Origin of the sequence: Paraburkholderia sp. RL17-373-BIF-A (genome assembly GCF_046030175.1) — a bacterium.
Taxonomy (GTDB): domain Bacteria; phylum Pseudomonadota; class Gammaproteobacteria; order Burkholderiales; family Burkholderiaceae; genus Paraburkholderia.
The window spans coordinates 68,280-91,984 of record NZ_JARESO010000007.1 but is presented as its reverse complement, the minus strand read 5'-3'; the positions used below and the strand labels follow the sequence as shown (position 1 = coordinate 91,984).

Below are 23,705 nucleotides of genomic sequence, written 5' to 3'. Positions count from 1 at the left end.
GCGTTTACGCGGAGTTGCCTAAATTCGATGGTGCGGAAGTCCGATGCGGGAGGCCACGCCATGGATCTGCTTTACGTCATTGCAATCGTTGCATTCAGCGGCCTCGTCGCCGCGTTCGTGGTTGGCTGCGACAAGCTTCGCCGCGCGCCGGGAGGCCGTCCATGACTACCTGGATGACCTGGCTTGCGGCGGCCTCGACGCTGATTCTGTTCGCCTACCTCGTCTACGCTTTGCTGCGCGCGGAGGCACTCGAATGAACTTCAACAACCTGTTTCAGCCCGGCGTTTTCATCGTCGTGCTGATCGCGCTCGCGATTCCGCTCAGCCGCTACATGACGGCGGTGCTCGACGGTTCGTCGGTCGTCGTTCGCCGCATTGGACGGCCGCTCGAAGCGGCGGTGTACAAGCTGGCGGGTGTGGATCCCGAGGCTGAGATGTCGTGGAAGTATTACGCGCTAGCCGTGCTGGTGTTCAACACGCTCGGTGTGTTCGCGGTCTATGCTTTTTTGCGCATTCAGCAATGGCTGCCCGTCAATCCGCAAGGCTTCGGCCCCATGACGCCGGACGCCGCCTTCAACACGGCGATCAGCTTCGTGACCAACACGAACTGGCAGGACTACACGCCGGAATCCACGGTCAGCTACCTGACGCAGATGGCGGCTCTGACGGTGCAAAACTTCTTGTCGGCCGCCACGGGTATTGCCGTCGTGGTCGCCCTGATTCGCGGTTTTGCACGCCACACGACAGCAACGATCGGTAACTTCTGGGTCGATCTGACGCGTATCACGCTGTATATTCTCGCGCCGCTCGCGACGGTTATCGCGCTCGTCTTCGTCAGTCAGGGCGTGATTCAGAACTTCGAATCGTACCGGGACGTGCGGACACTGCAGGCCACGACGTACCAGACGCCGAAGACCGATGCCCAGGGCAACGCCGTCAAGGACGCGAAGGGCAATCCCGTGATGGTGGACAACAAGGCCGACAAGCAGACCATCGCGATGGGTCCGGTTGCGTCGCAGGAAGCGATCAAGATGCTCGGCACCAACGGCGGCGGCTTTTTCAACGGCAATTCCGCGCACCCGTACGAGAACCCGACGCCGTTCGCGAACTTCGTGCAGATGATCGCGATGCTGCTGATTCCGGCTGCGTTGTGCCTCGTGTTCGGCAGGATGGTCGGCGACCGGCGTCAAGGCTATGCGGTACTTGCCGCGATGACGATTGCTTTCGCGGTGGCCTGCGGGGGTGAGATCGCATCGGAGCAGAGCGGCAATCCGCTGTATTCGACGCTGCATGTCGACCAAAGCGCGTCGGTCACGCAGTCCGGCGGCAACATGGAAGGCAAGGAAACCCGCTTCGGCATCGCGCAATCGGGCATCTTCACGGTCGCGACCACGGCGGCTTCGTGCGGCGCTGTCCTCAATACGCATGATTCGCTCACGCCGATGGGCGGCTTCGTGCCGCTGCTGCTGATCGAACTCGGCGAGGTGATCTTCGGCGGTGTCGGCTCGGGCCTCTACGGCATGCTCGTGTTCGCATTGCTCGCAGTGTTCGTGGCCGGGTTGATGATCGGGCGAACGCCGGAATACATCGGCAAGAAAATCGAGTCGTACGAGATGAAGATGGTGTCGATCGCCGTGCTGCTGACGCCGCTGCTCGTGCTGGTCGGTGCGTCGATCGGCGTGCTGGCGGCTGCCGGCACGGCGGGTATCTCCAATCCGGGGCCGCACGGCTTCTCCGAGGTTCTCTACGCCTACAGTTCCGCGGCCAATAACAACGGCAGTGCGTTTGCCGGCTTGTCGGTGAATACGCCGTTTTATAACTCCACGCTGGCCATCGCCATGTGGTTCGGCCGCTTCGGCTCGATTGTGCCGGTGCTGGCGATCGCCGGGTCGCTTGCAGCCAAGAAGCGTATCTCCGCGACCGCCGGAACTTTGCCGACGCACGGCCCGCTGTTCGTCGTGCTGCTGCTCGGCACGGTGGTGCTGGTCGGCGCGCTGACGTATGTGCCGGCGCTCGCGCTCGGCCCGGTCGTCGAGCATCTGATCATGGTCGCGGGTCATTGATTGAGAGGACAGCATGAGCAACGGATTTCAACCCCCGGTTCATCAGCCTGGCAACATCGGCCAGGCGCGCAATGCCGCGCGCTCGATGTTCGACCCGGCCATTGCCCGGCCGGCCCTCGTCGACTCGTTCAAGAAACTCGCGCCGCGTCACCAGTTGCGCAATCCGGTGATGTTCTGCGTGTACGTGGGCAGCATTCTCACGACCATTCTCTGGATCGCCGCGCTCGGCGGCCAGGCCGAGGCGCCCGCCGGATTCATCCTCGCGATTGCGTTGTGGCTGTGGTTCACGGTGCTGTTCGCCAACTTCGCGGAGGCGCTTGCCGAGGGACGCTCGAAAGCCCAGGCCGCGTCGTTGCGCGGCGCGAAGCGCGACGTCATGGCGAAGAAGCTGCAAGACTCCCACCCCAAGTCGCCGATCCGCATCACGACGGCGACCGATCTGCGTAAAGGCGACGTCGTGCTGGTCGAAACCGGTGACGTGATCCCGGCGGACGGCGAGGTGATCGAAGGCGTGGCATCGGTCGACGAATCGGCGATCACGGGCGAATCCGCACCGGTGATCCGCGAGTCGGGCGGCGACTTTTCGTCGGTGACGGGCGGCACGCGCGTGCTGTCGGACTGGATCGTCGTGCGGGTCACCGTGAATCCGGGCGAGGCGTTTCTGGACCGGATGATCGCGATGGTGGAAGGCGCAAAGCGTCAGAAGACGCCGAACGAAATCGCCCTGACGATTCTGCTCGTCGCGTTGACGCTCGTGCTGCTGTTCGCCACCGCCACGCTGCTGCCGTTCTCGATGTTTTCGGTCGAAGCGGCGAAAGCGGGGCATGTCGTCACGATTACCGCACTGGTCGCGCTGCTGGTGTGCCTGATTCCGACCACGATCGGCGGGCTGCTGTCGGCAATCGGCGTGGCGGGCATGAGCCGCATGATGCAGGCGAACGTGATCGCCACTTCAGGGCGCGCGGTGGAAGCGGCCGGCGACGTCGACGTACTCCTGCTCGACAAGACCGGCACCATCACGCTCGGCAATCGCCAGGCTTCGGCATTCACGCCGGCGCCGGGCGTCACTGAGGAAATGCTCGCCGATGCCGCGCAACTGTCCTCGCTTGCGGACGAAACGCCGGAAGGGCGCAGCATCGTCGTGCTCGCGAAGCAGCGCTTCAATATCCGCGAACGCGATATGCACGCGCTGCAGGCGACGTTCCTTTCGTTCAGCGCGCAGTCGCGCATGAGCGGTGTCGATTTGCCCGACCGCCAGATTCGCAAGGGCGCGGCCGATGCGATCAAGCATTTCGTCGAAGCTCATGGCGGCCGCTTTCCGGCGGAACTGACGGCCGCGGTCACGGAAATCGCGCGGCGCGGCAGCACGCCGCTGGTGGTCGCGCAGCTAGGCCAGGGCGAAAACGTCGCGCGTTGCATGGGCGTGATCGAGTTGAAGGACATCGTCAAGGGCGGTATCAAGGAGCGCTTCGCCGAACTGCGCAAGATGGGCATCAAGACCATCATGGTGACGGGCGACAACCGCCTGACCGCGGCGGCCATCGCCGCCGAAGCGGGGGTGGACGATTTTCTCGCGGAAGTCACGCCCGAAGCCAAGCTGACGACGATTCGCACGCACCAGGCCGAAGGGCGCCTCGTCGCGATGACCGGCGACGGCACCAACGACGCGCCGGCGCTCGCGCAAGCCGACGTCGCGGTGGCGATGAACACCGGCACGCAGGCCGCGAAGGAAGCCGGCAACATGGTCGACCTCGATTCCAATCCGACCAAGCTGATCGAGATCGTCGAAATCGGCAAGCAGATGCTGATGACACGCGGCTCGCTCACCACGTTCTCGATTGCCAACGACGTCGCCAAGTATTTCGCCATTATCCCGGCGGCGTTTGCGACCACTTATCCGCAGTTGCGCGTGCTCGACGTGATGCATCTGAGTTCGCCTTCGTCGGCGATTCTGTCGGCGGTGATTTTCAACGCGCTGATCATCGTTGCGCTGATTCCGCTTGCGCTCAAGGGCGTGAAATACCGGCCGCTGGGCGCCGCGTCGCTGCTGCGCCGCAATCTTCTGATCTACGGGCTGGGCGGGATTCTGCTGCCGTTTCCGTTCATCAAGCTGATTGATATGGTGCTGAACGTGTTCGGCTGGGTTTGAACGCAACGGAGTGGAGATCATGAAAACGCTGATTCGCCCGGTACTCGTCCTCTTCATCCTGATGACCGTGATCACCGGCGTGCTCTATCCGGTCGTCGTCACGGCCCTTGGCCGCGGCGCCTTCGCGGCACAGGCCGGCGGCAGTCTGATCGAGAAGAACGGCAAGCCGGTCGGCTCGAAACTGATCGGTCAGCAGTTCGACGCGCCGTACTATTTCTGGGGACGCCTGTCGGCCACCAGCCCCATGCCGTACAACGCGCAGAGTTCGGGCGGCTCGAACCTCGGGCCGACCAACCCCGCGCTCGCGGACGAAATCAAGGGTCGTCTCGATGCCTTGAAAGCCGCGGGTAACGACATGTCGCAACCGGTGCCGGTGGATCTGGTGACGTCCTCGGGCAGCGGACTCGACCCGCAAATCAGCCCGGCGGCCGCAGCCTATCAGGTCGAACGCGTGGCGAAAGCGCGGAGTCTGCCGGTCGATCAGGTTCGCGATCTTGTCGCCAGCAATACACAGGGGCGGCAGTTCGGCATTTTCGGCGAGGCGCGCGTGAACGTGCTTCAGCTCAACCTTGCGCTGGACGACCTCAAGCCAATGCATTGATGTCGACGCTCGCGGCTTCTATGAGGGACCCCACCATAACAGTCGTTGTGATAGACGATGACACAACCATAAGCCGCTTCATTCGCGCGCACCTCGAAGCGGACGGGATGAACGTGTTCGGAGCGCAGACCGGCGCACAAGGTCTTGCGCAGGCCGCGACGCGGCGGGCGGATCTCGTCATCATCGATCTGGCCTTGCCTGACATGGACGGCATCGACGTGATCCGTCAGTTGCGCGCCTGGTCGGCGATGCCGGTGATCGTTTTGTCGGCGCGCAGCCGCGAGGAAGACAAGGTCGCCGCGCTCGATGCCGGCGCCGACGATTATCTGACCAAGCCGTTTGGCTTGCCCGAGCTAGGCGCGCGGATGCGTGCCCATTTGCGCAGGCAGGCCGCATGCGGGCGGGCCGGCTCGCCGCAGGTCCGGTTCGGCCTGGTCACCGTTGATCTCGGCGAGCGGCAAGTGCTGCGCGATAGCCGTATCGTCCATCTCAGTCCAATCGAATACCGGCTTCTCTCCGCGCTGGTGCGTCATCCGGGGCGGGTATTGACGCATGCGCAACTGCTCGGCGAGGTATGGGGGCCGTTGCAAACCGATAACCACCATTACCTGCGGATCTACATGGGACATCTGCGCCACAAGCTCGAAAGCAATCCGGCGCGCCCCGAGCACATCATCACCGAGTCGGGGGTGGGGTACCGGCTGGTCGGCGTGAGGTAAATTTCACACAATATTTACGGCATTGCGGGCAATCGTTGCGCGGCCTTTACTGCGGGCTTCGTATAGTGGGTGACTGGCTTTGCGCTGTAAAGAGATGAAGAGATCTATTGGAGTCGATATGGCATTCAAACAAGCGAAGGGCCGCGTGAGCGTCGAGTTCCGCGTCCGACTTTCATGACACCCTCAAGACCCGCGATGGTATTCAGGGGGCTGTGCAAGGTGGTCGCCATCGCCTTTGTCACAAACCAGATTCTCACGACTATTTTCACGTATTTCGTGCAGCAACTCGATTCCGCGCCACCGCATCAAGCCGTCTGGCTTTTCAGCTGTGTGACATGCGGGATGGTGACGTTATGGCTGCAGGCCGACGCGCGGCGCGCATTCGGCTTCGCGCGCGAGAAGGGATTCGTGAAGCAGGGCGGCGAAGGCATGCAGGACTTGCAGATCGCGGACGACTGTCCGAAGCGGTGGCTCGTCATCCTGCATATCGAATTGAACCCCGCAGCGATACAGGCCTAGCCGGGCGGCACGTCGGGTTGGCCGTATCCGTGTAATGGCGCCCAAAACCTGGTACTTTTACACCGTATTAACGTGGCTTTAACTAAGCTGAAAGCGATACCGGTTTCCAGGAGTTCTGGATGATACGAATGCTGATCCCCGTCCTCGACCACGGCGGTGCAGTCGAAGCAGCCCGCTATGCCGCGTTCATGTTTCTCGAGCACGGCGTAACGGAGGTCGAACTACTGGAAGTTCTCGAGCCCGTCGCACAAGGACGCGCAGCCGCTTTCCACACTCGAAGCTCACTGTTGCGCCACGAGAAGCATGCGATGCTGAAGGCTCTGATCGACGCTCGAACCATTCTCGAGGAAGCAGGGGTGCCCTACCACTGGAAGCGCGTCTTCGGTCACCCTGCCAAAGCGATTGCCGACTATATAGCCACGACCCGGCCCGACGTGATGGTGATCGACGCCAGTCGTATGGGTTTCTTCCGCAGGCTCGCCATGCTCGCGTCTTTATCGAGGCGAACGGTTACGCCGGTGACAATGGTTCACTGAGAAGGATCGTCTGCTCGGCTAGCCTTGCGCAGAACCTCCGCTTTCATCGAGCCACTGAACGATGTTACGCACCGTATCGCCATAGAAGGTGCGATATAACTCCTTCGATACATAGCCGATATGAGGCGTCGCGAGCACGTTGGGCAATTCGCGCAGAGGGTGCGGATTGTCGAGCGGTTCCACGTCGTATACGTCCAGTGCGGCGCCGGCAATCTGGCCGGTCGTGAGTGCCGTCAGCAGCGCGACCTGGTCGACGATCGGACCTCTCGACGTATTGATCAGCCGGCTCGTGGGTTTCATCTGCGCGAATTCCGTCGCGCCGACCAAACCTTGGGTTCGCTCGCTCAGCCGCACGTGGATCGACAGGAAATCCGCCGTGGAGAACAGCACATCTCTGCTGACTCGCTGCACGCCCTTTTCCGCGGCGCGCTCCTCGGTCAGGTTCTGGCTCCACGCGATGACGTTCATTCTGAATGCCCGCCCGATGATGCCGACCGCCGAGCCGACGCGGCCAAGGCCGAGCAATCCGAGCGTCTTGCCCGCGAGTTCATCGCCAAGCGAAAGCTGCCAGCCTCCCTGACGCAGCGACTGATTTTCGAGCGGAATATTGCGGGCCATTGCGAGAATCAGCCCCCACGTCAACTCGATCGTCGGTGTGGACGAATAGCCCGTATGACGAATTTCGATGCCGCGTTCCGCAGCCGCATCGTGATCGATCGACGTATTCCCTGCGCCGGTCGAGGCAATCAGCTTCAGGTTCGGCAGGCTTTCGATGACCTCGCGGGGCAGCGGGGTGCGTTCCCGCATTACGCAGACGACATCGAATGGCTGCAGGCGTTGAATCAGTTTCCCGATATCAGCGACGTGGTCGTTGAACACCGTCACGTCCGCGCGGTTCTCGAGGGCCGACCAGTCCGCCATGCTCAGTGCGACGTTCTGATAGTCGTCGAGGATCGCTACCTTGGTGGGGGATTTGGCGTTCATATTGCGCACTCCGGGAGTTGAAACGCTTGGTACCGTGATCTGAATTTCCGCACTGAATGCTATGTAACGCGGCCGACGACGTAAATCAATAACTCGCGACGCCACCCATCGCGAACCGCGATGGCGCAGTCGGTGAGCCATCAGGCCATGCGCGGTGTGGGAGGAAACGTTGAGCGGCGGCGCTCCTCACGCGTCGTTCTCATGATGCGCTTCGAGGTGATCGACCAGCATGCGCGCGGGAAGCGGCAGGGTGTCAAAATTGCGCGCAATGATTGACAGCGGCCGCAGCGACCATGGGTCGTCAAGCTCGACAGCGCGAAACGACGCCGAATGCACATACGGTGTCACGCTTCCCTTGGGGAGCACGCCGATGCCGAGTCCCGCGCTGACCATGTTGCGCACGCCCTCGAAGCTTGTCACCTCGATGCGCACGCGTAGCCGGCTGCCGTCACGCTCGGCGGCGGCGCGGCACAATTTGGAAATGGACGTCCCGTAGGGCATGCTGACAAAGTCGTCCTCCAGAGCTTCCGCGAAGCTCACGCTTGCGCGCCCGGCGAGCGGGTGATCCGACGGCACGATCACGACCAGCTTATCCACGCTGTACGGGCGCCACTGCAGATCGCCGAGGGAGTCCTTGGTCGCCGAGCAGATGCCGAGATCGGCGACGCCGCTTGCGATCGCCTGCACCACTTCATCGCTCGACTTCTCGACCATGTCGATCCGCACGTTTGGATTGGCGCGGAGAAAGGAGCGCAGCACGCCGGGCAGATACTGAACCATGGCGGTAAAGTTCACGTAAATCCGGGTATGGCCCCTCAATCCCGCCGAATATTCAGACAGTTCATCCGAAATTTGCTGCAGGTGCTCGCTCAGCCGCTTCGCGTGATGATAGAGCGCCTCGCCCGCAGGCGTCGCTTGAACACCGCGGCTGTGGCGATATAGCAGCGGCGTGCCGGCGTCGTCTTCGAGATCCGATACGCGCTTGCTGACGGCCGATGCCACGATGTGCGTGCGGGCCGCCGCCGCGGCGATGCTGCCCTCCTCGACGACCGCCACGAAAATGCGCAGGGACTCCATGTCGAGTCGCAACGGCCGATCTGCTGAAACACGCATCCTCACTCCTTCGGGGGAATATACGGTCGGTTGGCACCCATCGCGTTTGGCGATGCCTGTATTGAACATTGAGAAGTTTTCAATCCGCGCCGCAACCGGCATCCTATGTGCCATAGAGATCGATCCTCGCAGGACCAGATCAAGACGCGGGCCGGCAGCGCGCAGCGCGATTTTATGTCGAAGGAGGCGGCGTTGTCCTGGCCGCCGCCGGTGGAACATGGTACACCGGCGCCCAAACGCACGATTTGTTGCAGCGCCGCGTGTGCCGGCGCTGTAAGACCGGAACGCCTGAAAATTCTGTTGAAAATATGAAGGAGACGAGAGATGGAACACAAAGAGCTGGCGATGAGTTCGCGAACTCACTGGTACGACGGTCTCACGGCGATGCACTGGCGTGTACTGAAAGCGAGCTTCCTCGGCTGGATTTTCGACGGCTACGAAGCACTGGCGCTCGTGGTTGTTCTTGGGCCAATGCTGCATTCGGTGCTGTCACCTGAGCAAGCCGCGTCCCCCACGACTTACGCCGGTCTGGTTATCGGTATCACGTTGCTCGGCTGGGGAGCAGGCGGTCTGATCGGCGGGATTCTCGCGGACTATGTCGGACGCAAGCGGATGATGCTCTGGTCCGTATTTCTCTACGCGTTGTTCTCGGGGTTGACCGCGTTCTCGCAAACCTTCTGGGTGTTGTGCGGGCTGCGTTTCCTCACGGGCCTCGCAATGGGCAGCGAATGGAGCACGGGCGTCGCGCTGCTGTCGGAAACCTGGCCGGAGCGGGCTCGCGCGAAAGGGGCCGGCTTTCTGCAATCGGGCTTTGGCTGGGGCACGCTGATCGCGGCGGTCGTGTGGTATGCGCTTTCGTCGACGCACCCATTCGGCGCCGAAACCTGGCGGCTGATGTTCGTGCTTGGCGCAGTCCCGGCGCTCTTTGTGCTGTACATTCGCCGCGGAGTCAGCGAGTCGGAGAAATGGCAACGCGCGGTGCGCGAGAAGCGCTGGAGCGCGACGAGCAACGAGCAGGCCGCGGGCGACGCGCCCGCATCCGAGAAGCGTCCCTTCACCCTCACGCAACTCTTCAATGAACCCGAAGCGCTGCGCCGCACGCTGCTGCTGCTCGTCCTGTCGATCGTCACGACCGTCGGCTGGTGGGCCATTTCAAGCTGGCTGCCGACCTTCACCGTGTCGCTCGCCAAAGCCGAGGGGATTCCCGACGCGTTGTCGTGGGGCTCGAAGATATCGATCGCGTACACCGTCGGCGCGATTGCGGCCTACATGATCGCCGGTTTCGTGGTGGATGCCATCGGACGGCGGGCCTTTCTGTCACTCACGTTCGTCGGTTCGCTGATCACGACGTTCGTCACGTACAAGCTGACCACCAGCGTCGAAGCGATGATGATCGTGGCGCCGATCAATGGCTTCTTCACCCTGGGCTGCGCGTATGTCTGGATGGCGATCTACCCGTGTGAACTCTTCGGTTCCAGCGTGCGTTCCACTGCGATCAGCTTCGTGTTCAATGCGGCGCGCCTGATTGCGTGGGTCTTCCCGATCATCGCGGGCAGCATGATCAAATCGTTTGGTGGCGTGTCGCAGGCGGCGTTGGCGCTCGGCTCCGTGTATCTGATCGGCATCGTGCTGCCCTGGTTCTTGCCTGAGACGCGTGGCGCAGGCATGCCGGACTGAGACCGCTATTTTTCGCGCGGATCAGGACGCCATGAAAATCCCATCAGTATTCTGGATGCCTAAATCTATTTCGGAGATTTGAAAAATGCCTCAAAACTTTCGTATTGGACAGATCGTTCCAAGCTCGAATACGACTATGGAAACCGAGATTCCGGCCATGTTTCGCGCCCGTGAAGCCATCCGCCCCGAGCGCTTCACGTTCCATTCGAGCCGGATGAGAATGCACAAGGTCACGAAGGAAGAATTGGTTGCGATGAACAAGGAAGGCTTGCGCTGCGCGGCGGAACTCGCCGACGCTCGTGTCGATGTGATGAGCACGGCGTGCCTGGTCGCGATCATGGCGATGGGGCCCGGCTATCATCGCGAAACTGAACGCGATCTGTTGGAGGTCGCGCGCGCCAATCATTGCCTCGCGCCAGTCATGACCTCCGCGGGCGCTTTGGTAGAGGGCCTGAAGATCATGGGCGCTCGTCGGATTTCGCTGATGGCGCCGTATATGCGCCCGTTGACTGACCTGGTTGTCGCTTACATCGAAAACGAAGGAATCGAGGTTATCGATTCCATCTGCTTTGAAATTCCTGACAACCTCGAAGTCGGGCTGCGCGATCCGATGCAACTGGTCGACGACGTTCGGCGCCTGAACACGGAAGGCGCGGACGTGGTGGTGGCATCCGCCTGCGTTCAGATGCCTTCATTGCCGGCGATTCAGCGCATCGAAGACATGTTGGGAATCCGCACCGTCTCGACTGCGGTATGCACCGTGCGGCGCATGCTGGATCATCTGAAGCTCGAGCCGATCGTGCCTGGCGCCGGAGCCTTGCTTTCCGGCGCGTGATCGGGTGCGCAGTTAAAGTTCATCGAGTGACGCGTTGGACATTGTTCCAACGGCAACTGTGAGGCGAAAGACTCGCTCCACAGCCCTTTCAGCCAGGAGCCATCGCCTTTCCGACATGGTCGACGAACGCTCTGACCTTGGCGGAATGCCGTCGCTCCTGTGGGCTCACCAGGTGGATCGGAATAGCGATCGCTTCCCAATCCGGCAATATCCGTTGCACTTCGCCGCTGGCCAGTTCGTCGTCGAACAGCCAGTTCGGCGAGTATCCAATCCCCATGGCCGCGAGGACTGACGCTCGCATGACCTCACTGCTGTTGGTTTGCAGATTGCCTTCGACCCGCACGATGCGGGTGGTTCCCACCGGCTCCGCCGCGCCGGGGCCTGCCGTGAAACTCCACGCGTTGCGCATTGCCAGTTCGGTGTAGACGATGCAGTTGTGATCGACCAGGTCGTCGGGAACGCGCGGCGCCTGCTTGCCTTTCGGCAGCGAACGCACGTAGTTGCGATGCGCCATCAACATCCGGTAGGAAGTTCCCACGCGACGCGCGATCAGGCTGCTGTCCGGCAGGTCGCCGAGGCGCACCGCGACGTCGATCCCCTGTTCCACGAGATCGATAAAACTGTCGCTAAGGCGTAGGTCGATCTTCACGGCCGGATGCTCTGCCAGAAACGATTGCACCAGCGGCATGAGCTTGAGGCGCCCGAAGCCGACCGACGCCGCGATCCGCAGCCAGCCCGTGAGTTGCTGCTCGCCGCGCCGCAGCGCGCCCTCGGCCTCCGCGATTTCCGCGACCAGGCGCCGCGCCTGTTCGAAATAATGTTCACCTTCTTCCGTCAGTGCCAGCGAACGCGTGGTTCGCGTCAGCAGCCGCGCGCCCAGCTCGCGCTCGAGAGCCGCGACCTGTTTGCTCACTGCGCTTTGCGTCGTGTCGGCCTCGTGTGCGACCGCGGAAAAACTGCCCGCTTCCACCACGCGCACGAAAGTCTTCATTGCCTGCAGCTTGTCCATTTTGCTTAATATATTCCTGCGAGGAATCAGTTATATGAGCATACACCGTCTATATCGCCCGCCGGGAATCATTCAAAGTTCAGTCATCGCAAACGCGATTGGAAGCAACCCAACTCTAGGAGCACTGACATGAACTCACCCGTCGTCCTTATCACTGGCGCGCTGACCGGTATCGGCCGTGCCACCGCACTTGCCTTCGCTCGCGAAGGAAACCGCGTGGTCGTCAGCGGCCGTCGCGAAGAGGCGGGCCAGGCGCTCGCCGCCGAACTGCGCGCGCTTGGCGCCGAAGCCGAATTCCTGCGCGCCGACGTGCGCTTCGAGGCCGAAGTGCGCAGCGTCGTCGAGCGGACCGTCGAGCGTTTCGGGCGCATCGACGTGGCGGTCAACAACGCCGGCACGGAAGGCCAATTGGCGCCGATCGTCGAGCAGACAGCGACCAACTACGAAGACACCTTCTCGGTCAACGTGCTCGGCACGCTGCTGTCGCTCAAGCACGAGATGCGCGTGATGCTGGCGCAGGGCGCCGGCTCGATCATCAACCTCTCGTCGATCGCGGGCCAGGTCGGCTTCGCGGGTGGGTCGGTGTACGTGGCCAGCAAGCATGCGGTCGAAGGCCTCACGAAGAGCGCGGCGCTCGAAGGCGCTACCGCGGGCGTGCGCGTCAACGCCGTGGCGCCGGGCCCGGTCGCCACCGAAATGCTCGACCGCTTTGCCGGCGGCACCGAGGAGGGCAAGGCCGGTTTCCTCGCGACGATACCGGCGCGCAGCGCCGCGACGCCGGACGAGATCGCTCAGACCATCGTCTTTCTTGCGAGCGATAAGGCGCGCTACCTCACCGGACAGAACATTGCAGTCGACGGCGCCTACACGGCGCAATAACACGCGATTTTTTCCTATCTTTTCTACTCAGGAGCCTCACCATGACCACCATCAATGTCCCGACGCGCGACGAAGTGTCCCCGGCTAACCAGGCGATCTTCGACAAGCTCAAGAGCAGTCTCGGCACTGTGCCCAACCTGTACGCCACGTTCGCCCATTCGGAGCACGCGCTCGGCAACTATCTTGCGTTCCAGAACGCGAAGAGCAGCATCACCGGCAAGGCGCGCGAAATCGTGAACCTCGTCGTGAGCCAGGTCAACGGCTGCGAATACTGCCTGGCTGCGCACACCGTGATCGGCAAGATGAGCGGCTTCACCGACGAACAGATTCTCGAAATCCGCAGTGGCAAGGCAAGTTTCGATGCGAAGTTCGACGCACTCGCACGGTTGGTGAAGAGCATCGCGGTCAACCGCGGGCACGCCGATCAGGCGCTCGTCGATGCGTTCTTCGCCGCGGGCTGGACCAAGGCCAATCTGGTCGACACGATCGTCGTGATCGGCGACAAGACCGTCACTAACTATCTGCACGCAACGACGCGCGTACCGGTGGACTTCCCCGCCGCGCCGCAGCTCGCCGCGTGATGGTTGCAGCCGGGCAGGGCGTGGAGTTCGTGCGAGGTCCGCGTCGTCCGGCTGATTGAAGTTGTCCTGAATCGGAGGATGTGATGTCTCAAACTGAACATTTCGACACCGTTATTCTCGGCAGCGGCCAGGGTGGCAAGCTGCTGGCGTGGCACCTGGGGCGATCGGGCCAGCGCGTCGCCGTCGTCGAGCGTCAATGGGTGGGCGGATCGTGCCCGGCCGTTGCGTGTCTTCCCAGCAAGAACGAAATCTGGAGCGCACGTGTTGCACATCTTGCGCAGCACGCCGGGGACTTCGGCACGATCACCGGCCCAGTCACGGTCGATATGGCGAAGGTCCGCGAGCGCAAGCGCGGCATGATCGAACGTGAGGTTGCGTTTCACCTGCAGGCGTATGCGGCGAGCGGCGCGGAGCTGATCATGGGCAGTGGACGTTTCATTGCGCCGAAAACTCTCGAGGTGCAACTGAACAATGGCGAAACGCGCACGCTGAGCGGCGACCAGATTGTCGTCAATGTCGGATCGCATGCGGCTATTCCGGACGTTCCGGGTCTGAGTGCGGCGCAACCGCTCACGCATATCGGCGCACTGGACCTCGACTACACGCCGGCTCATCTGATCGTGTTCGGCGGCGGCTATACCGGTATCGAAATGGCTCAGGCGTATCGGCGCTTCGGCAGCCGGGTGACGATCGTCGAACACGGGCAGCAATTGATGGGACGCGAAGACGCCGACGTCGCCGATGAAATGTCGCGTGTGCTGAGCGGCGAGGGCATCGACATCGTGCTCGGCGCCGAGACGCTCAAGGTGGAAGGCCAATCCGGCAAGCACGTTAGCATTACCGTGCGCACGGCCGCCGGTGAGCAGACGATTGAAGGCAGTGACATTCTGGTCGCCACGGGCCGCATTCCGAATACCGCCGGTATCGGCTTGGACAAAGCCCGCATTGCACTGGACGAACGTGGCTACATTCGCGTCAATGACCGCCTGCAAGCGAGTGCGCCCGGTGTGTGGGCGATCGGTGAAGTGGCCGGGAGTCCGCAGTTCACGCATGTTTCCGTCGACGATTTCCGCATCGTGCGGGATAACCTGGCGGGTGGCCATCGCAGCACGCGTGATCGTCTTGTGCCGTACACGATGTTCAGCGATCCGCCGCTCGCGCACGTCGGGCTCAGCGAACGCGAAGCACAGAAGCAGGGCATCGCCGTGCGGGTCGCGAAGTTGCCGATGAGCAACGTGTTGCGCACCGAAGCCACGGACGAGACACAAGGCTTCATGAAAGTGCTCGTGTCCGCCGCAAACGACCGCATTCTCGGCTTCACGATGATCGGCTCGGAAGCCGGCGAGGTGATGGCCGCGATGCAGACGGCGATACTGGCGGAACTGCCCTATCCGAAGCTGCGCGATGCGGTGATCACGCACCTGACTTTCGCTGAAGGCTTCGGCCCGCTGTTGGCCAACGTGCCGCCGCGAGCGACGGCGCAGTGAGTCAGCCGGCGCGGGCACCGGCTATTCGCCGGGGCCCGCGTTGCGCGACGTGATCGATGCTACTTGTCGGCGTATTCCCAACGGGAATGACAGCTATTGCCCCATGGTCCCTTCTGCGCCACCTCGACTCGCGCGATCATTCCTCCGTCCCAATCTGGATATCTCAAGGATGAAGCAATGAACCAACTCTTTACACCCATCTCCGTTGGCCCCTTCGAACTGAAGCACCGCGTCGTACTGGCGCCGCTGACACGCATGCGCACTGAAGCGGGCAACGTTCCCGGCGATCTGATGGTCGAATACTATTCGCAGCGCGCGTCCGACGGCGGTCTGCTGATCACCGACGCTACCGCTGTCTCGCCACTGGGCATCGCGTATGTCGACGCTCCCGGCATTTACACTCAGGCGCAGGTCGACGGCTGGAAGCGCGTCACTCACGCCGTGCACGCCAAAGGCGCCCGCATCTTCCTGCAACTATGGCATGCCGGCCGGCAGGCGCATCCCGCCAACACCAACGGGCAGACGCCGATCGCGCCGTCGGCGATACGCGCGTATGAGCATGCTGCAATCCGCGACGCACAAGGCAATATCGTCGAAGTCGAGCAACTCGTTCCGCGCGCGTTGGACACGCATGAGATTGCAGACGTCGTCGAACAGTTTCGACAGGGCGCTGCGCGTGCGAAAGCAGCTGGTTTCGACGGCGTCGAACTGCATGCGGCGAACGGCTATCTGATCGATCAATTCCTGCTGGATGGCTCGAACCACCGGACGGACGCTTACGGCGGTTCGATTGAGAATCGCGCGCGTTTTCTGTTCGAGGTCGTGGAGGCAGTCGTGTCGGTGTGGGGTGCGGGGCGCGTTGCCGCACGTCTGTCGCCAAGCGGTGTGTACGGGACCATGTCCGACAGCGATCCGCACGCGACTTACGGCTATGTGGCGAGCCGGCTCAACAACTACGACCTCGCTTACCTGCACGTGATCGAGCCGCGCATTCGCGGCAACGAGGACACTGAGGCGAGCGAGTCAGCTGTCTCATCGAAGGATCTGGGCCGGTTGTTTACCGGCTCGATTGTGGCCGCCGGCGGATTCAACGCTGAAAGCGCAGAGCAGATTCTTCACACCGGCGATGCCGATCTGGTCGCCTTCGGCCGGATGTTCGTCTCCAACCCGGACCTGCCGGAGCGTTTGCGTACGGGTGCGCCTCTGAATGCTTACGACCGTGCCACGTTCTATGGCGGCGACGGACGAGGCTACATCGACTACAGCACGCACCGCGCAGTGGCCACAGCCTGAACACAGGCATTCATCGTCGCTACTTCAAGGCGTTGACAGGAGGACGGCCGTCGGACAGACGGCCGTCCTCCCAGAACATCACGATCCGGCGATACACTTTGCGGGTGGGGAGCGATGGAACAAGACCGTGCAGTTGTCGGCCCTGGGGATTGGATTGCGCCGCAGTCGTACGACACGCGAACCACGATGATTCGTTCCAGGAGAAAAGCAAGTGGACCGGCTGACAGCGATGGAAACGTTTGTATGCGTGATCGAGTCGGGTTCCTTCTCGGCCGCAGCCCGCCTGCTCGATGTCGGGCAGCCAGCCGTTTCAAAGTCGATTGCACAACTCGAAGAGCGGCTCGCGGTCCGATTGCTTCTCCGCTCTACCCGCGGGCTGACGCCGACCGAAGCGGGTCAGGCGTTTTACGAACGCGCGAAACGGGCGATCGAAGAAGCGGACGAAGCAGAACTGGCGGCGCGGGGATCGGCCGGCGCACTCTCGGGCCGTCTCAGGGTGTCGGCGGCCGTGACTTTTGCGCGGCTTCATATCATCCCGCGACTGCCGTCCTTCCTCGAACGACATCCTGATCTGAACATCGACATCATCCTCGATGATGAGAACATTGATCTGCTGGAACACGGCATCGATGTCGCGTTGCGAATGGGTGTGCTGGGCGACTCGACCATGACGGCGCGCAGACTCACGCGTGGCAGGCGTTGTGTCGTCGGCTCGCCGGCGTGGTTCGCGAAAGCCGGTGAACCGCGCACGCCTGCCGATCTGGTTTCGCATCAGGCGATCGTGTACGAGCAGGCCGGCGGTGGAAATGCATGGTCTTTCAAGCGGGGCAATACGGAGACGTCCATTGCTGTCGCGGGGCGCATTCGCGTGAACGCGGCGGAGGGTGTGCGCGCAGCGGTGCTAGCCGATATGGGCGTCGCGATCACGTCCGAGTGGATGTTCGCGCCCGAAATCGCAAGCGGCGCGGTAAAACTGGTGCTTGCCGATTGGGAATTGCCCAGCATCGATCTTTGGGCCGTGTTTCCGAGTGGGCGGATGGTGACCGCAAAGGCGCGTGCTTTTGTTGCGTGGGTCGAGGAGATATTCGGCGCATCGGATTCGATGGCCTGACTGAACGGGATGATCTTTGATGCGCTCGCTCCCGGCACGTGACGTGCCGGGAGCGAAGCAGGCCCGGCTTAAGAGGCCGAGGCAGTCTTCCGGCGAAGAACGGGCAACATGTCCTGCGGTTCAGGCCGATGCGTGTAGTCCGGATTCACTTCGGCATACAGGATCGTGCCGTCTTGCCCGATCACGTAACGCGCGGGCATCGGCAGAGTCCAGCTAGTGTCGCCGTTGAACGCCGGCAAGTCGTTCTTGAGGTTCTTGTACAACTCGACCAGATAGTCGGGCAGGGCAAAGCGGATGCCGAACGCCGCCGCCACATCGTTGTGCGTATCGCTGAGGATCGGGAAGCTCAGCTTGTTGGTGCGCACCGACTTGCGGCTATTCACGGCATTTTGCGGCGAGATCGCGACCAGGTTGGCACCTTCGGCCTTGAACGACGGCAGTGCCTCCTCGAGAGCCGTCAGTTCAAGATTGCAATATGGGCACCACACGCCACGATAAAAGCTGATGACGAGCGCTCCGCGCTTCAGCAGTTCGGTAGACGAGACGGGTTTTCCGTCCGGGTCGTTGAGGATAAATTCCGGCGCTGCGTCGCCTGCTTTGAGCGCGCGTTCAGCCTGACCGGACGCCACGAGTGCGGCGGTAGCGCGTTCCATGATCGGATGAATTTCAGGCGGCGCGAAGTACGGTGCTTTACCGCCTTTGAAATCCGCTTTGAAAGCGTCGAGTTTCGCTTGAAGTGACATGACAATCTCCTTCTTCAGACAGGGTGATGTGTTGAAGTTGTGCTGCGGTGGAGAGATAGTCGGTCAATGCAAACGAATGAAGAAGACACGTCGGCCGCATAACAGTCATTCCGGCGAGGCATGGAGCAACCAGGGACGCGGCACCCCGCTACGCACGCCGAAATGACGAGTTAATGCCAATGGCGGCCGAGTCAGCTCGGAAAGCTATTCCCGAACATCGGCAGGCCGCTATTCGATTCAGCCTCGGTTGCCTCTTCCTGCAGCACGTCCCAATGCTCGGCGAGCACGCCGTCCGCAAAGCGCAGGATATCGGCCGCGATCCATGCGGCGGGACGCCCATGACCTGAAAAGCGCCCATGCACGATCACGTAATCGCCATCCGCCACGATCACGCCGGGTTCGTATCGCAAGGTCGGCGGCTGGGTCTTGATCAGGTTGAACAGGCCGTCGCGCCCCGGTGCGATATGCGCGCTGTGCTGGATATAGTCGGGCGACCAGAAACGCTCGGCTGCGGCGTAGTCGCGTTGGTTGAAAAGCGTGTCGAACGCTTCGAGTACAAAGGCCTTGTTGGCTGCTTCGGTCGTGGTGGTCATGAATGTTCTCCTGATAGATGGGTGACGTGGCGGCGCGTCATGCCGCCACGGCCTGAAAGGACGGATAGTCGGTGTAGCCATCGGCGGTCGCGCCATAGACCTTCGGCCAGTCGACTTCGGCAAGCGGTGCATCGGCGGCGAAGCGCGCCGGCAGATCCGGATTGGCGATGAACGGTCGGCCAAAGGCGACCATATCGACGAGCCCGGCTTCGATCAGCCGATTGCCGCGCGCACGATCCATATCGACGTTGGCGATGATGTTGCCGCGGTAGAGCTCGCGGAAGTGGCGGAACATGCCGTCTCCGGCCAGCGTGGCCAGCGGCGTCGCAGACAGGTCGGCCATTGCGCCCATCAGCAGCAGATGAGAGAGATCGAATTCGTTGAGCCGGCCGATCACATATTCGGAGGTGGCAAGCGTTTCGTCATTGGAAACGAAGGCGCCCGTCTCCGACGTTGCCGGTCCCGTCTTGATGCCGGTGCGCTGCGCCCCGACGGCCTCGACCACCGTTTCCACGACCTCGAACAGAAAGCGCGCCCGGTTCTGCGTCGAACCACCGTATGCGTCCGTACGCAGATTGGTGCGAACGTTGAGGAACTGATTGAACAGGTAGTGATAGCCGCCCTGGATCTGCACGCCGTCAAAGCCGGCCGCGATCGCGTTGCGTGCGGCCCGGCCGAAGTCGGCGACCGTGCGGCGGATCTCGTCCTTCTCCATGGCGCGTGGAACCACGGTGTCCTTGCGGCCGGCCGCGGTCACGCTTTGCTGCTCCGGGTTGACCGCTGACGCGGAGCGCGGCGCCTTGCCGGCCTGGAAATCCGGATGCCCCAACGAGCCGGTATGCCAGAGTTGCGCGACGATCCGGCCGCCCGCGCGATGCACGGCATCCGTCACCACGCTCCAGCCGCGCACCTGGGCTTCGCTCCAGAGTCCGGGCACGTCTGCCCAGCCAACTGCCTCGGGGCTGACGAAAATGCCTTCGCTGACAATCAGCCCCGCCGCGGCGCGCTGCGCATAGTACTCGGCGTGCAAGGCCGTCGGGACAAGATCGGGATTCGCCGAGCGCATGCGCGTCAGCGGCGCCATGACGATGCGGTTGGGCAGATCGAGGTCCCCCAGCCGAATCGGCTTGTGCAGGGGCTGGTTGCTTTCGATGTTCATGAAATTTCCTACGACGTTTGAAGGATTCACCCAAACACAATGGCGATTGACATTGAGTTTGATGGGTCGATCGAGAAAAGTCAATGTCGATCACCATTGTATTTTTCGAAGGCGGTTATAATTGAGCTGACAACGGCGTGGGAGCATTGAGCGATGGGCGTTTCAAAACAGCAGGCGGTGGAGAACCGGAAGACCATCATTGCGGCTTCGGAGAAGCTGTTCCGTTCGCATGGAATCGATGGTGTGGGCCTGAGCGCGCTGATGAAGGCCGCGGGCTTTACCCAGGGCGGGTTCTACAACCACTTCGAATCGAAGGAGGCGCTGGCCGCTGAAGTCGTGGCGACTGCGATGGACAAGTCCAACCGCGACCTGACAGAAGCCATTGCCACGCCGCTCGAGCCAGGCGGGAATCGCCTGAAGCGACAGGTGGACTTTTACCTGTCCGGCACGCATTGCAGCGATATCGAGCAGGGTTGCGCGATAGCCGGCCTCACCGCTGACGTGCGCCGGCTCGGGCATGAGGCACAGTCGCACTTTGCAAGCGGCTTGCAAACGATGCTTGAAACGTTGACAGCGCTCGTCGCGGAACAGCGCGCCGAAAGCGGAGATATGGATGAAGCGCGCCGCGAGGCAATCGCGTTCTACAGCGAGATGGTCGGTGCGCTCATCCTGTCGCGGGCGGTAGCCGACGCCAATCCCCAACTCGGAGAGGAAATACTGAACGCGAATCGTCAGATGCTGCTCGACAAATTCGCGCTGGAAGAGGGGCGGGGCAAGCGCTGATTTTCTGGCCGCGTTTCAACGGCGTATTCGCGTGCGAAAGAGGGACTACCACTCCAGGTGGCGTCAGGGAACCCGACAATGCGTCTATCAAAGATCGACCTGAATCTGTTCGTTGTTTTCGAAGCAGTCTATAAAACGCGAAACCTGACGCGTGCAGCGGAGATGCTATTCATCACGCAGCCTGCTGTCAGCAATGCATTGGCGCGGATGCGCAAGACGTTCGACGATCAACTCTTTGTGAGCACGTCGGCCGGCATGGTACCGACGCCGGTTTCCGAAAACATCATTGAGCGCGTCCGCGAGGCACTGCTGCTGCTCGATTCGAGTACCCATGCCGGCGAACTATTCGATCCGGCGTCGTCGGAACGGACGTTCCGGCTTAGCATGAACGACCTGACCGAGGCGTTGCTGCTTCCTGCGTTGGAGGAAGTTCTGCAGCGCCTCGCACCCGGCATACGCATCGAGAGCTATTTCACGACGCGCAGAGAGGTGCCCGAAGCATTGGCGAGTGGCGCGGTCAATCTCGCGATCGATGCGCCTCTGCTTGACGACCCATACCTCGAGCAGGAGCCGTTGAGCCGGGACCGGTATGCCTGCATGCTGCGTCAGGACCACCCGTTTTCGAAGAAGAAGCTAACCATCGATGATTACCTCGGGTTCGGTCACATCCACGTGTCCAGCCGGCGGCAGGGGCCCGGTCTCGTCGACGCGGAACTCAACAAGCTGGGTCTCAGGCGCTCGATCCAGACTCGGGTCCAGCACTATCTGGTCGCGCCCTTGATCGCGATGCGGACCGATCTCGTCCTTACCGCGCCTCTCACGCTCCTTCAGCGTTATGACGCGCGCATCCTGGAGCTGCCATTCGACCTCCCCAATCTCGAGTCACATTGCTACTGGCACCGAAGCGTCACGGGGGATCCCGCACACCGTTGGCTACGCGAGCAGATCGGCGGTCTCATGCGGGAAGCGAACGCCTAGCCGGACGACCCGAGTCGAGGCTATCGAAGAGTACACACCAGGTGTCACGAAAAGTTATCGCCAGCTATCACAACAATAAATTTCCTGAATGAAGCGGGGCTCGGTATTGTTCTAGTCATGTTTAGACGAGGATGGCATGGCGGAACTCTACCTTGTGCGGCATGGTCAGGCGTCGTTCGGCACGGACAACTATGACGAACTATCACCTACCGGTTATACGCAATCACGATGGCTCGGAGAGCACTTCGCGCAGAGCGCATTGGAGTTCGATCGGGTTGTCATCGGCGCGATGCGACGGCATGAGCAAACCGCTGACGCAATTCTCGCAGCGATGCCAGGTTTGCAAGTCGAGGTCGTGCAAGACGCGGGTTTGAACGAATACGATTTCCAGGGCTTGTTTGCGGCTCTTGGCGAAGACGAGTTTGTGTCGGGCTCTTCTGCGGAAATTTCGAAGAAGAACTTCTACAAACGCCTCAAGAAGGCGCTGCAACTTTGGTCCGACGATCTCCTGCCCGGGCCGGTTCCCGAAACGTGGCAACAGTTCCAGGCTCGCGTCGAGCGCGCGCGTCTCGCAATCCAGCGAGCGGGCGGCAGACGGGTCCTGGTGGTGAGTTCCGGTGGTCCGATTGCCGTCTTTGCCCAGCAGATTCTGCAGGCGCCGGCGGCCGCCGCCATTGCGCTCAACCTGCAGATTCGAAATAGCAGCGTTTGCCAATATGTCTTTAACGACACAGCAATGTCGCTAGTCAGTTTCAACTCGCTGCCTCATCTCGACCCTATCGAGAGGCACGAATTCGTCACCTACGGTTGATTCGAATCGGGACTCCCGCAACACTATGAATACTGGCCTTCAATTCGACATCGAAAAACTCACGCGTTATTTGACGGCGCACGTGCCCGGGTTTCAAGGGCCGTTGTCCGTCGAGAAATTTGTTGGCGGACAATCCAATCCAACGTTTCTCCTGAAGGCGCGCAGCGGCAGCTATGTTTTGCGGCGTCAGCCGCCCGGAATGCTGCTCAAGTCCGCGCATGCGGTCGACCGTGAATTCCGCGTGCTAACGGCGCTCGGTCAAACGCCGGTCCCTGTCGCGCGCGCATTTCATCTTTGCGAGGATCGTGACGTTATCGGCAGCATGTTTTACGTCATGAGTTTCGAGGACGGGCGCATCTTCTGGAATCCGGCGTTGCCGGAAGTGCCCGTCGGAGAGCGCGGCGCCATCTACGATGCTCTGCTGGGGACGATGGCGGCCCTCCACGACGTGGATGTCGAGGCTGTCGGTTTAGCCGACTATGGTCGCCCCGGAAATTATTTCGCGCGCCAGATCGACGTATGGACCAAACAGTATCGAGCCGCGCAGACCGACGTGCTGGAATCGATCGAGGCACTGATCGCGTGGTTGCCGGCGCACTGTCCCGTCGAAGCCGGCAAGCCTTCGCTCGTGCACGGCGATTTTCGTATCGACAACCTTATCTTCACGCGCGGCTCGTCGCAGGTTCGCGCGGTTCTCGACTGGGAACTCTCCACGCTCGGTAATCCTCTAGCCGACCTCGCTTACTTTTGCATGTGCTTGCGACTGCCTCCCAACGGTCATATCGCCGGGCTTGAGGGATTGAACAGAGCGGAGTTGGGCGTGCCGGATGAGGCGGCGATCATCGAACAATATTGCCGGCTGCGGAGTATTGCATCGATTGAGAACTGGAACTTCTATCTTGCGTTCAGTTTCTTCCGACTTGCCGCCATCGCGCAGGGCGTAAAGAAGCGGGCTCTGGGCGGCAATGCGTCGAATGACAAGGCGCGCCAGGTCGGGGAGATGGCAGGGGCGCTTGCGAAGATGGGCGTTGACCTGATCTGACGGCACACGCAAGACTGGAAACTTGAAAAAACACATGGAGG

At 61.7% G+C, this 23,705-nt stretch carries 24 protein-coding genes; 18 read left to right on the top strand and 6 right to left on the bottom strand.

Annotation, left to right across the window (positions count from 1 at the left end; all coding sequences use genetic code 11):
- The first annotated feature begins 161 nt into the window (after window positions 1-161).
- From kdpF to P0D80_RS10840, 7 genes are all read left to right on the top strand, one after another.
- Window positions 162-257: a K(+)-transporting ATPase subunit F gene (kdpF, locus tag P0D80_RS10870; protein WP_028193906.1), complete on the top strand. Its 96-nt coding sequence runs from the start codon at window positions 162-164 to the stop codon at window positions 255-257.
- A complete protein-coding gene (kdpA, locus tag P0D80_RS10865; protein WP_408283606.1) occupies window positions 254-2,062 on the top strand; it encodes a potassium-transporting ATPase subunit KdpA in 1,809 nt (602 codons plus the stop codon). The genes kdpF and kdpA overlap by 4 nt, the downstream gene beginning before the upstream one ends.
- An 85-nt stretch (window positions 2,063-2,147) precedes the next feature.
- Window positions 2,148-4,211 (top strand): potassium-transporting ATPase subunit KdpB, encoded by a 2,064-nt coding sequence (gene kdpB / locus P0D80_RS10860; RefSeq protein WP_132379460.1) that lies wholly within the window; start codon window positions 2,148-2,150, stop codon window positions 4,209-4,211.
- A 19-nt stretch (window positions 4,212-4,230) separates the two neighbouring features.
- Complete coding sequence (kdpC, locus tag P0D80_RS10855) at window positions 4,231-4,812, top strand: potassium-transporting ATPase subunit KdpC (RefSeq protein ID WP_132378576.1); 582 nt, start codon at window positions 4,231-4,233, stop codon at window positions 4,810-4,812.
- Window positions 4,813-4,832: 20 nt separating this feature from the next.
- Entirely contained in the window at window positions 4,833-5,531 is a 699-nt protein-coding gene (locus tag P0D80_RS10850) for a response regulator (protein ID WP_408283976.1), read from the top strand.
- 174 nt (window positions 5,532-5,705) lie between these two features.
- On the top strand, window positions 5,706-6,050 hold the full coding sequence (locus tag P0D80_RS10845) for a hypothetical protein (RefSeq protein WP_408283604.1): 345 nt from the start codon (window positions 5,706-5,708) through the stop codon (window positions 6,048-6,050).
- Window positions 6,051-6,169: 119 nt separating this feature from the next.
- Window positions 6,170-6,586, top strand: coding sequence for a universal stress protein (locus P0D80_RS10840; protein WP_132378574.1), 417 nt, complete (start codon window positions 6,170-6,172; stop codon window positions 6,584-6,586).
- 18 nt (window positions 6,587-6,604) lie between these two features.
- Here P0D80_RS10840 and P0D80_RS10835 read toward each other — a convergent pair whose 3' ends face one another.
- Both P0D80_RS10835 and P0D80_RS10830 read right to left on the bottom strand, forming a co-directional pair.
- Window positions 6,605-7,570, bottom strand: coding sequence for a D-2-hydroxyacid dehydrogenase family protein (locus P0D80_RS10835; RefSeq protein ID WP_408182602.1), 966 nt, complete (start codon window positions 7,568-7,570; stop codon window positions 6,605-6,607).
- Between the two features lie 186 nt (window positions 7,571-7,756).
- Window positions 7,757-8,752, bottom strand: a complete 996-nt coding sequence (locus P0D80_RS10830; protein WP_408283600.1) for a LysR family transcriptional regulator — start codon at window positions 8,750-8,752, stop codon at window positions 7,757-7,759.
- A 255-nt stretch (window positions 8,753-9,007) separates the two neighbouring features.
- On the opposite strand from P0D80_RS10830, the gene P0D80_RS10825 reads away from it, so the two are divergent.
- A complete protein-coding gene (locus tag P0D80_RS10825; protein WP_132378570.1) occupies window positions 9,008-10,360 on the top strand; it encodes an MFS transporter in 1,353 nt (450 codons plus the stop codon).
- A gap of 85 nt (window positions 10,361-10,445) precedes the next feature.
- The gene (locus P0D80_RS10820) at window positions 10,446-11,195 is read left to right on the top strand and encodes a maleate cis-trans isomerase family protein (RefSeq protein ID WP_132378568.1); all 750 of its coding nucleotides are present in this window, start codon (window positions 10,446-10,448) and stop codon (window positions 11,193-11,195) included.
- An 88-nt stretch (window positions 11,196-11,283) separates the two neighbouring features.
- On the opposite strand, the gene P0D80_RS10815 is transcribed toward P0D80_RS10820, so the two are convergent.
- A complete protein-coding gene (locus P0D80_RS10815) occupies window positions 11,284-12,204 on the bottom strand; it encodes a LysR family transcriptional regulator (protein ID WP_408283596.1) in 921 nt (306 codons plus the stop codon).
- A 129-nt stretch (window positions 12,205-12,333) separates the two neighbouring features.
- On the opposite strand from P0D80_RS10815, the gene P0D80_RS10810 reads away from it, so the two are divergent.
- From P0D80_RS10810 to P0D80_RS10790, 5 genes are all read left to right on the top strand, one after another.
- On the top strand, window positions 12,334-13,083 hold the full coding sequence (locus P0D80_RS10810) for an SDR family NAD(P)-dependent oxidoreductase (protein ID WP_408283593.1): 750 nt from the start codon (window positions 12,334-12,336) through the stop codon (window positions 13,081-13,083).
- A 41-nt stretch (window positions 13,084-13,124) separates the two neighbouring features.
- On the top strand, window positions 13,125-13,664 hold the full coding sequence (locus P0D80_RS10805; RefSeq protein WP_132378564.1) for a carboxymuconolactone decarboxylase family protein: 540 nt from the start codon (window positions 13,125-13,127) through the stop codon (window positions 13,662-13,664).
- Between the two features lie 83 nt (window positions 13,665-13,747).
- Window positions 13,748-15,151 (top strand): mercuric reductase, encoded by a 1,404-nt coding sequence (locus P0D80_RS10800; RefSeq protein WP_408283590.1) that lies wholly within the window; start codon window positions 13,748-13,750, stop codon window positions 15,149-15,151.
- Between the two features lie 177 nt (window positions 15,152-15,328).
- The gene (locus P0D80_RS10795; RefSeq protein WP_408283587.1) at window positions 15,329-16,444 is read left to right on the top strand and encodes an alkene reductase; all 1,116 of its coding nucleotides are present in this window, start codon (window positions 15,329-15,331) and stop codon (window positions 16,442-16,444) included.
- Window positions 16,445-16,655: 211 nt separating this feature from the next.
- Window positions 16,656-17,555: a LysR family transcriptional regulator gene (locus P0D80_RS10790; RefSeq protein ID WP_408180989.1), complete on the top strand. Its 900-nt coding sequence runs from the start codon at window positions 16,656-16,658 to the stop codon at window positions 17,553-17,555.
- 68 nt (window positions 17,556-17,623) lie between these two features.
- Here the strand turns inward: P0D80_RS10790 and P0D80_RS10785 are convergent, their stop codons facing one another.
- The 3 genes from P0D80_RS10785 to P0D80_RS10775 form a co-directional block, all read right to left on the bottom strand.
- Window positions 17,624-18,298, bottom strand: coding sequence for a peroxiredoxin-like family protein (locus P0D80_RS10785; RefSeq protein ID WP_408180990.1), 675 nt, complete (start codon window positions 18,296-18,298; stop codon window positions 17,624-17,626).
- A gap of 191 nt (window positions 18,299-18,489) precedes the next feature.
- Window positions 18,490-18,891 carry a nuclear transport factor 2 family protein gene (locus tag P0D80_RS10780; protein ID WP_408283583.1) on the bottom strand — a complete coding sequence of 134 codons (402 nt, stop codon included), beginning with the start codon at window positions 18,889-18,891 and terminating at the stop codon, window positions 18,490-18,492.
- A 37-nt stretch (window positions 18,892-18,928) separates the two neighbouring features.
- On the bottom strand, window positions 18,929-20,050 hold the full coding sequence (locus P0D80_RS10775; protein WP_408283581.1) for an alkene reductase: 1,122 nt from the start codon (window positions 20,048-20,050) through the stop codon (window positions 18,929-18,931).
- A 153-nt stretch (window positions 20,051-20,203) separates the two neighbouring features.
- Here P0D80_RS10775 and P0D80_RS10770 point away from each other — a divergent pair, with 153 nt between their 5' ends.
- From P0D80_RS10770 to P0D80_RS10755, 4 genes are all read left to right on the top strand, one after another.
- A complete protein-coding gene (locus P0D80_RS10770; protein ID WP_408283579.1) occupies window positions 20,204-20,833 on the top strand; it encodes a TetR/AcrR family transcriptional regulator in 630 nt (209 codons plus the stop codon).
- Window positions 20,834-20,911: 78 nt separating this feature from the next.
- On the top strand, window positions 20,912-21,811 hold the full coding sequence (locus tag P0D80_RS10765; protein ID WP_408180993.1) for a LysR family transcriptional regulator: 900 nt from the start codon (window positions 20,912-20,914) through the stop codon (window positions 21,809-21,811).
- Between the two features lie 136 nt (window positions 21,812-21,947).
- Window positions 21,948-22,622 carry a histidine phosphatase family protein gene (locus tag P0D80_RS10760; RefSeq protein ID WP_408283577.1) on the top strand — a complete coding sequence of 225 codons (675 nt, stop codon included), beginning with the start codon at window positions 21,948-21,950 and terminating at the stop codon, window positions 22,620-22,622.
- 25 nt (window positions 22,623-22,647) lie between these two features.
- Window positions 22,648-23,664, top strand: a complete 1,017-nt coding sequence (locus tag P0D80_RS10755) for a phosphotransferase (RefSeq protein WP_408283574.1) — start codon at window positions 22,648-22,650, stop codon at window positions 23,662-23,664.
- Window positions 23,665-23,705 lie beyond the last annotated feature (41 nt).

Excerpts from the sequence above, each read along its gene's own strand:
- kdpF (WP_028193906.1), top strand. The coding sequence starts at position 162 with ATGACTACCTGGATGACCTGGCTTGCGGCGGCCTCGACGCTGATTCTG.
- kdpA (WP_408283606.1), top strand. The coding sequence starts at position 254 with ATGAACTTCAACAACCTGTTTCAGCCCGGCGTTTTCATCGTCGTGCTG.
- kdpB (WP_132379460.1), top strand. The coding sequence starts at position 2,148 with ATGTTCGACCCGGCCATTGCCCGGCCGGCCCTCGTCGACTCGTTCAAG.
- kdpC (WP_132378576.1), top strand. The coding sequence starts at position 4,231 with ATGAAAACGCTGATTCGCCCGGTACTCGTCCTCTTCATCCTGATGACC.
- P0D80_RS10850 (WP_408283976.1), top strand. The coding sequence starts at position 4,833 with ATGAGGGACCCCACCATAACAGTCGTTGTGATAGACGATGACACAACC.
- P0D80_RS10845 (WP_408283604.1), top strand. The coding sequence starts at position 5,706 with ATGACACCCTCAAGACCCGCGATGGTATTCAGGGGGCTGTGCAAGGTG.
- P0D80_RS10840 (WP_132378574.1), top strand. The coding sequence starts at position 6,170 with ATGATACGAATGCTGATCCCCGTCCTCGACCACGGCGGTGCAGTCGAA.
- P0D80_RS10835 (WP_408182602.1), bottom strand. The coding sequence starts at position 7,570 with ATGAACGCCAAATCCCCCACCAAGGTAGCGATCCTCGACGACTATCAG.
- P0D80_RS10830 (WP_408283600.1), bottom strand. The coding sequence starts at position 8,752 with ATGTTCAATACAGGCATCGCCAAACGCGATGGGTGCCAACCGACCGTA.
- P0D80_RS10825 (WP_132378570.1), top strand. The coding sequence starts at position 9,008 with ATGGAACACAAAGAGCTGGCGATGAGTTCGCGAACTCACTGGTACGAC.
- P0D80_RS10820 (WP_132378568.1), top strand. The coding sequence starts at position 10,446 with ATGCCTCAAAACTTTCGTATTGGACAGATCGTTCCAAGCTCGAATACG.
- P0D80_RS10815 (WP_408283596.1), bottom strand. The coding sequence starts at position 12,204 with ATGGACAAGCTGCAGGCAATGAAGACTTTCGTGCGCGTGGTGGAAGCG.
- P0D80_RS10810 (WP_408283593.1), top strand. The coding sequence starts at position 12,334 with ATGAACTCACCCGTCGTCCTTATCACTGGCGCGCTGACCGGTATCGGC.
- P0D80_RS10805 (WP_132378564.1), top strand. The coding sequence starts at position 13,125 with ATGACCACCATCAATGTCCCGACGCGCGACGAAGTGTCCCCGGCTAAC.
- P0D80_RS10800 (WP_408283590.1), top strand. The coding sequence starts at position 13,748 with ATGTCTCAAACTGAACATTTCGACACCGTTATTCTCGGCAGCGGCCAG.
- P0D80_RS10795 (WP_408283587.1), top strand. The coding sequence starts at position 15,329 with ATGAACCAACTCTTTACACCCATCTCCGTTGGCCCCTTCGAACTGAAG.
- P0D80_RS10785 (WP_408180990.1), bottom strand. The coding sequence starts at position 18,298 with ATGTCACTTCAAGCGAAACTCGACGCTTTCAAAGCGGATTTCAAAGGC.
- P0D80_RS10780 (WP_408283583.1), bottom strand. The coding sequence starts at position 18,891 with ATGACCACCACGACCGAAGCAGCCAACAAGGCCTTTGTACTCGAAGCG.
- P0D80_RS10775 (WP_408283581.1), bottom strand. The coding sequence starts at position 20,050 with ATGAACATCGAAAGCAACCAGCCCCTGCACAAGCCGATTCGGCTGGGG.
- P0D80_RS10770 (WP_408283579.1), top strand. The coding sequence starts at position 20,204 with ATGGGCGTTTCAAAACAGCAGGCGGTGGAGAACCGGAAGACCATCATT.
- P0D80_RS10765 (WP_408180993.1), top strand. The coding sequence starts at position 20,912 with ATGCGTCTATCAAAGATCGACCTGAATCTGTTCGTTGTTTTCGAAGCA.
- P0D80_RS10760 (WP_408283577.1), top strand. The coding sequence starts at position 21,948 with ATGGCGGAACTCTACCTTGTGCGGCATGGTCAGGCGTCGTTCGGCACG.
- P0D80_RS10755 (WP_408283574.1), top strand. The coding sequence starts at position 22,648 with ATGAATACTGGCCTTCAATTCGACATCGAAAAACTCACGCGTTATTTG.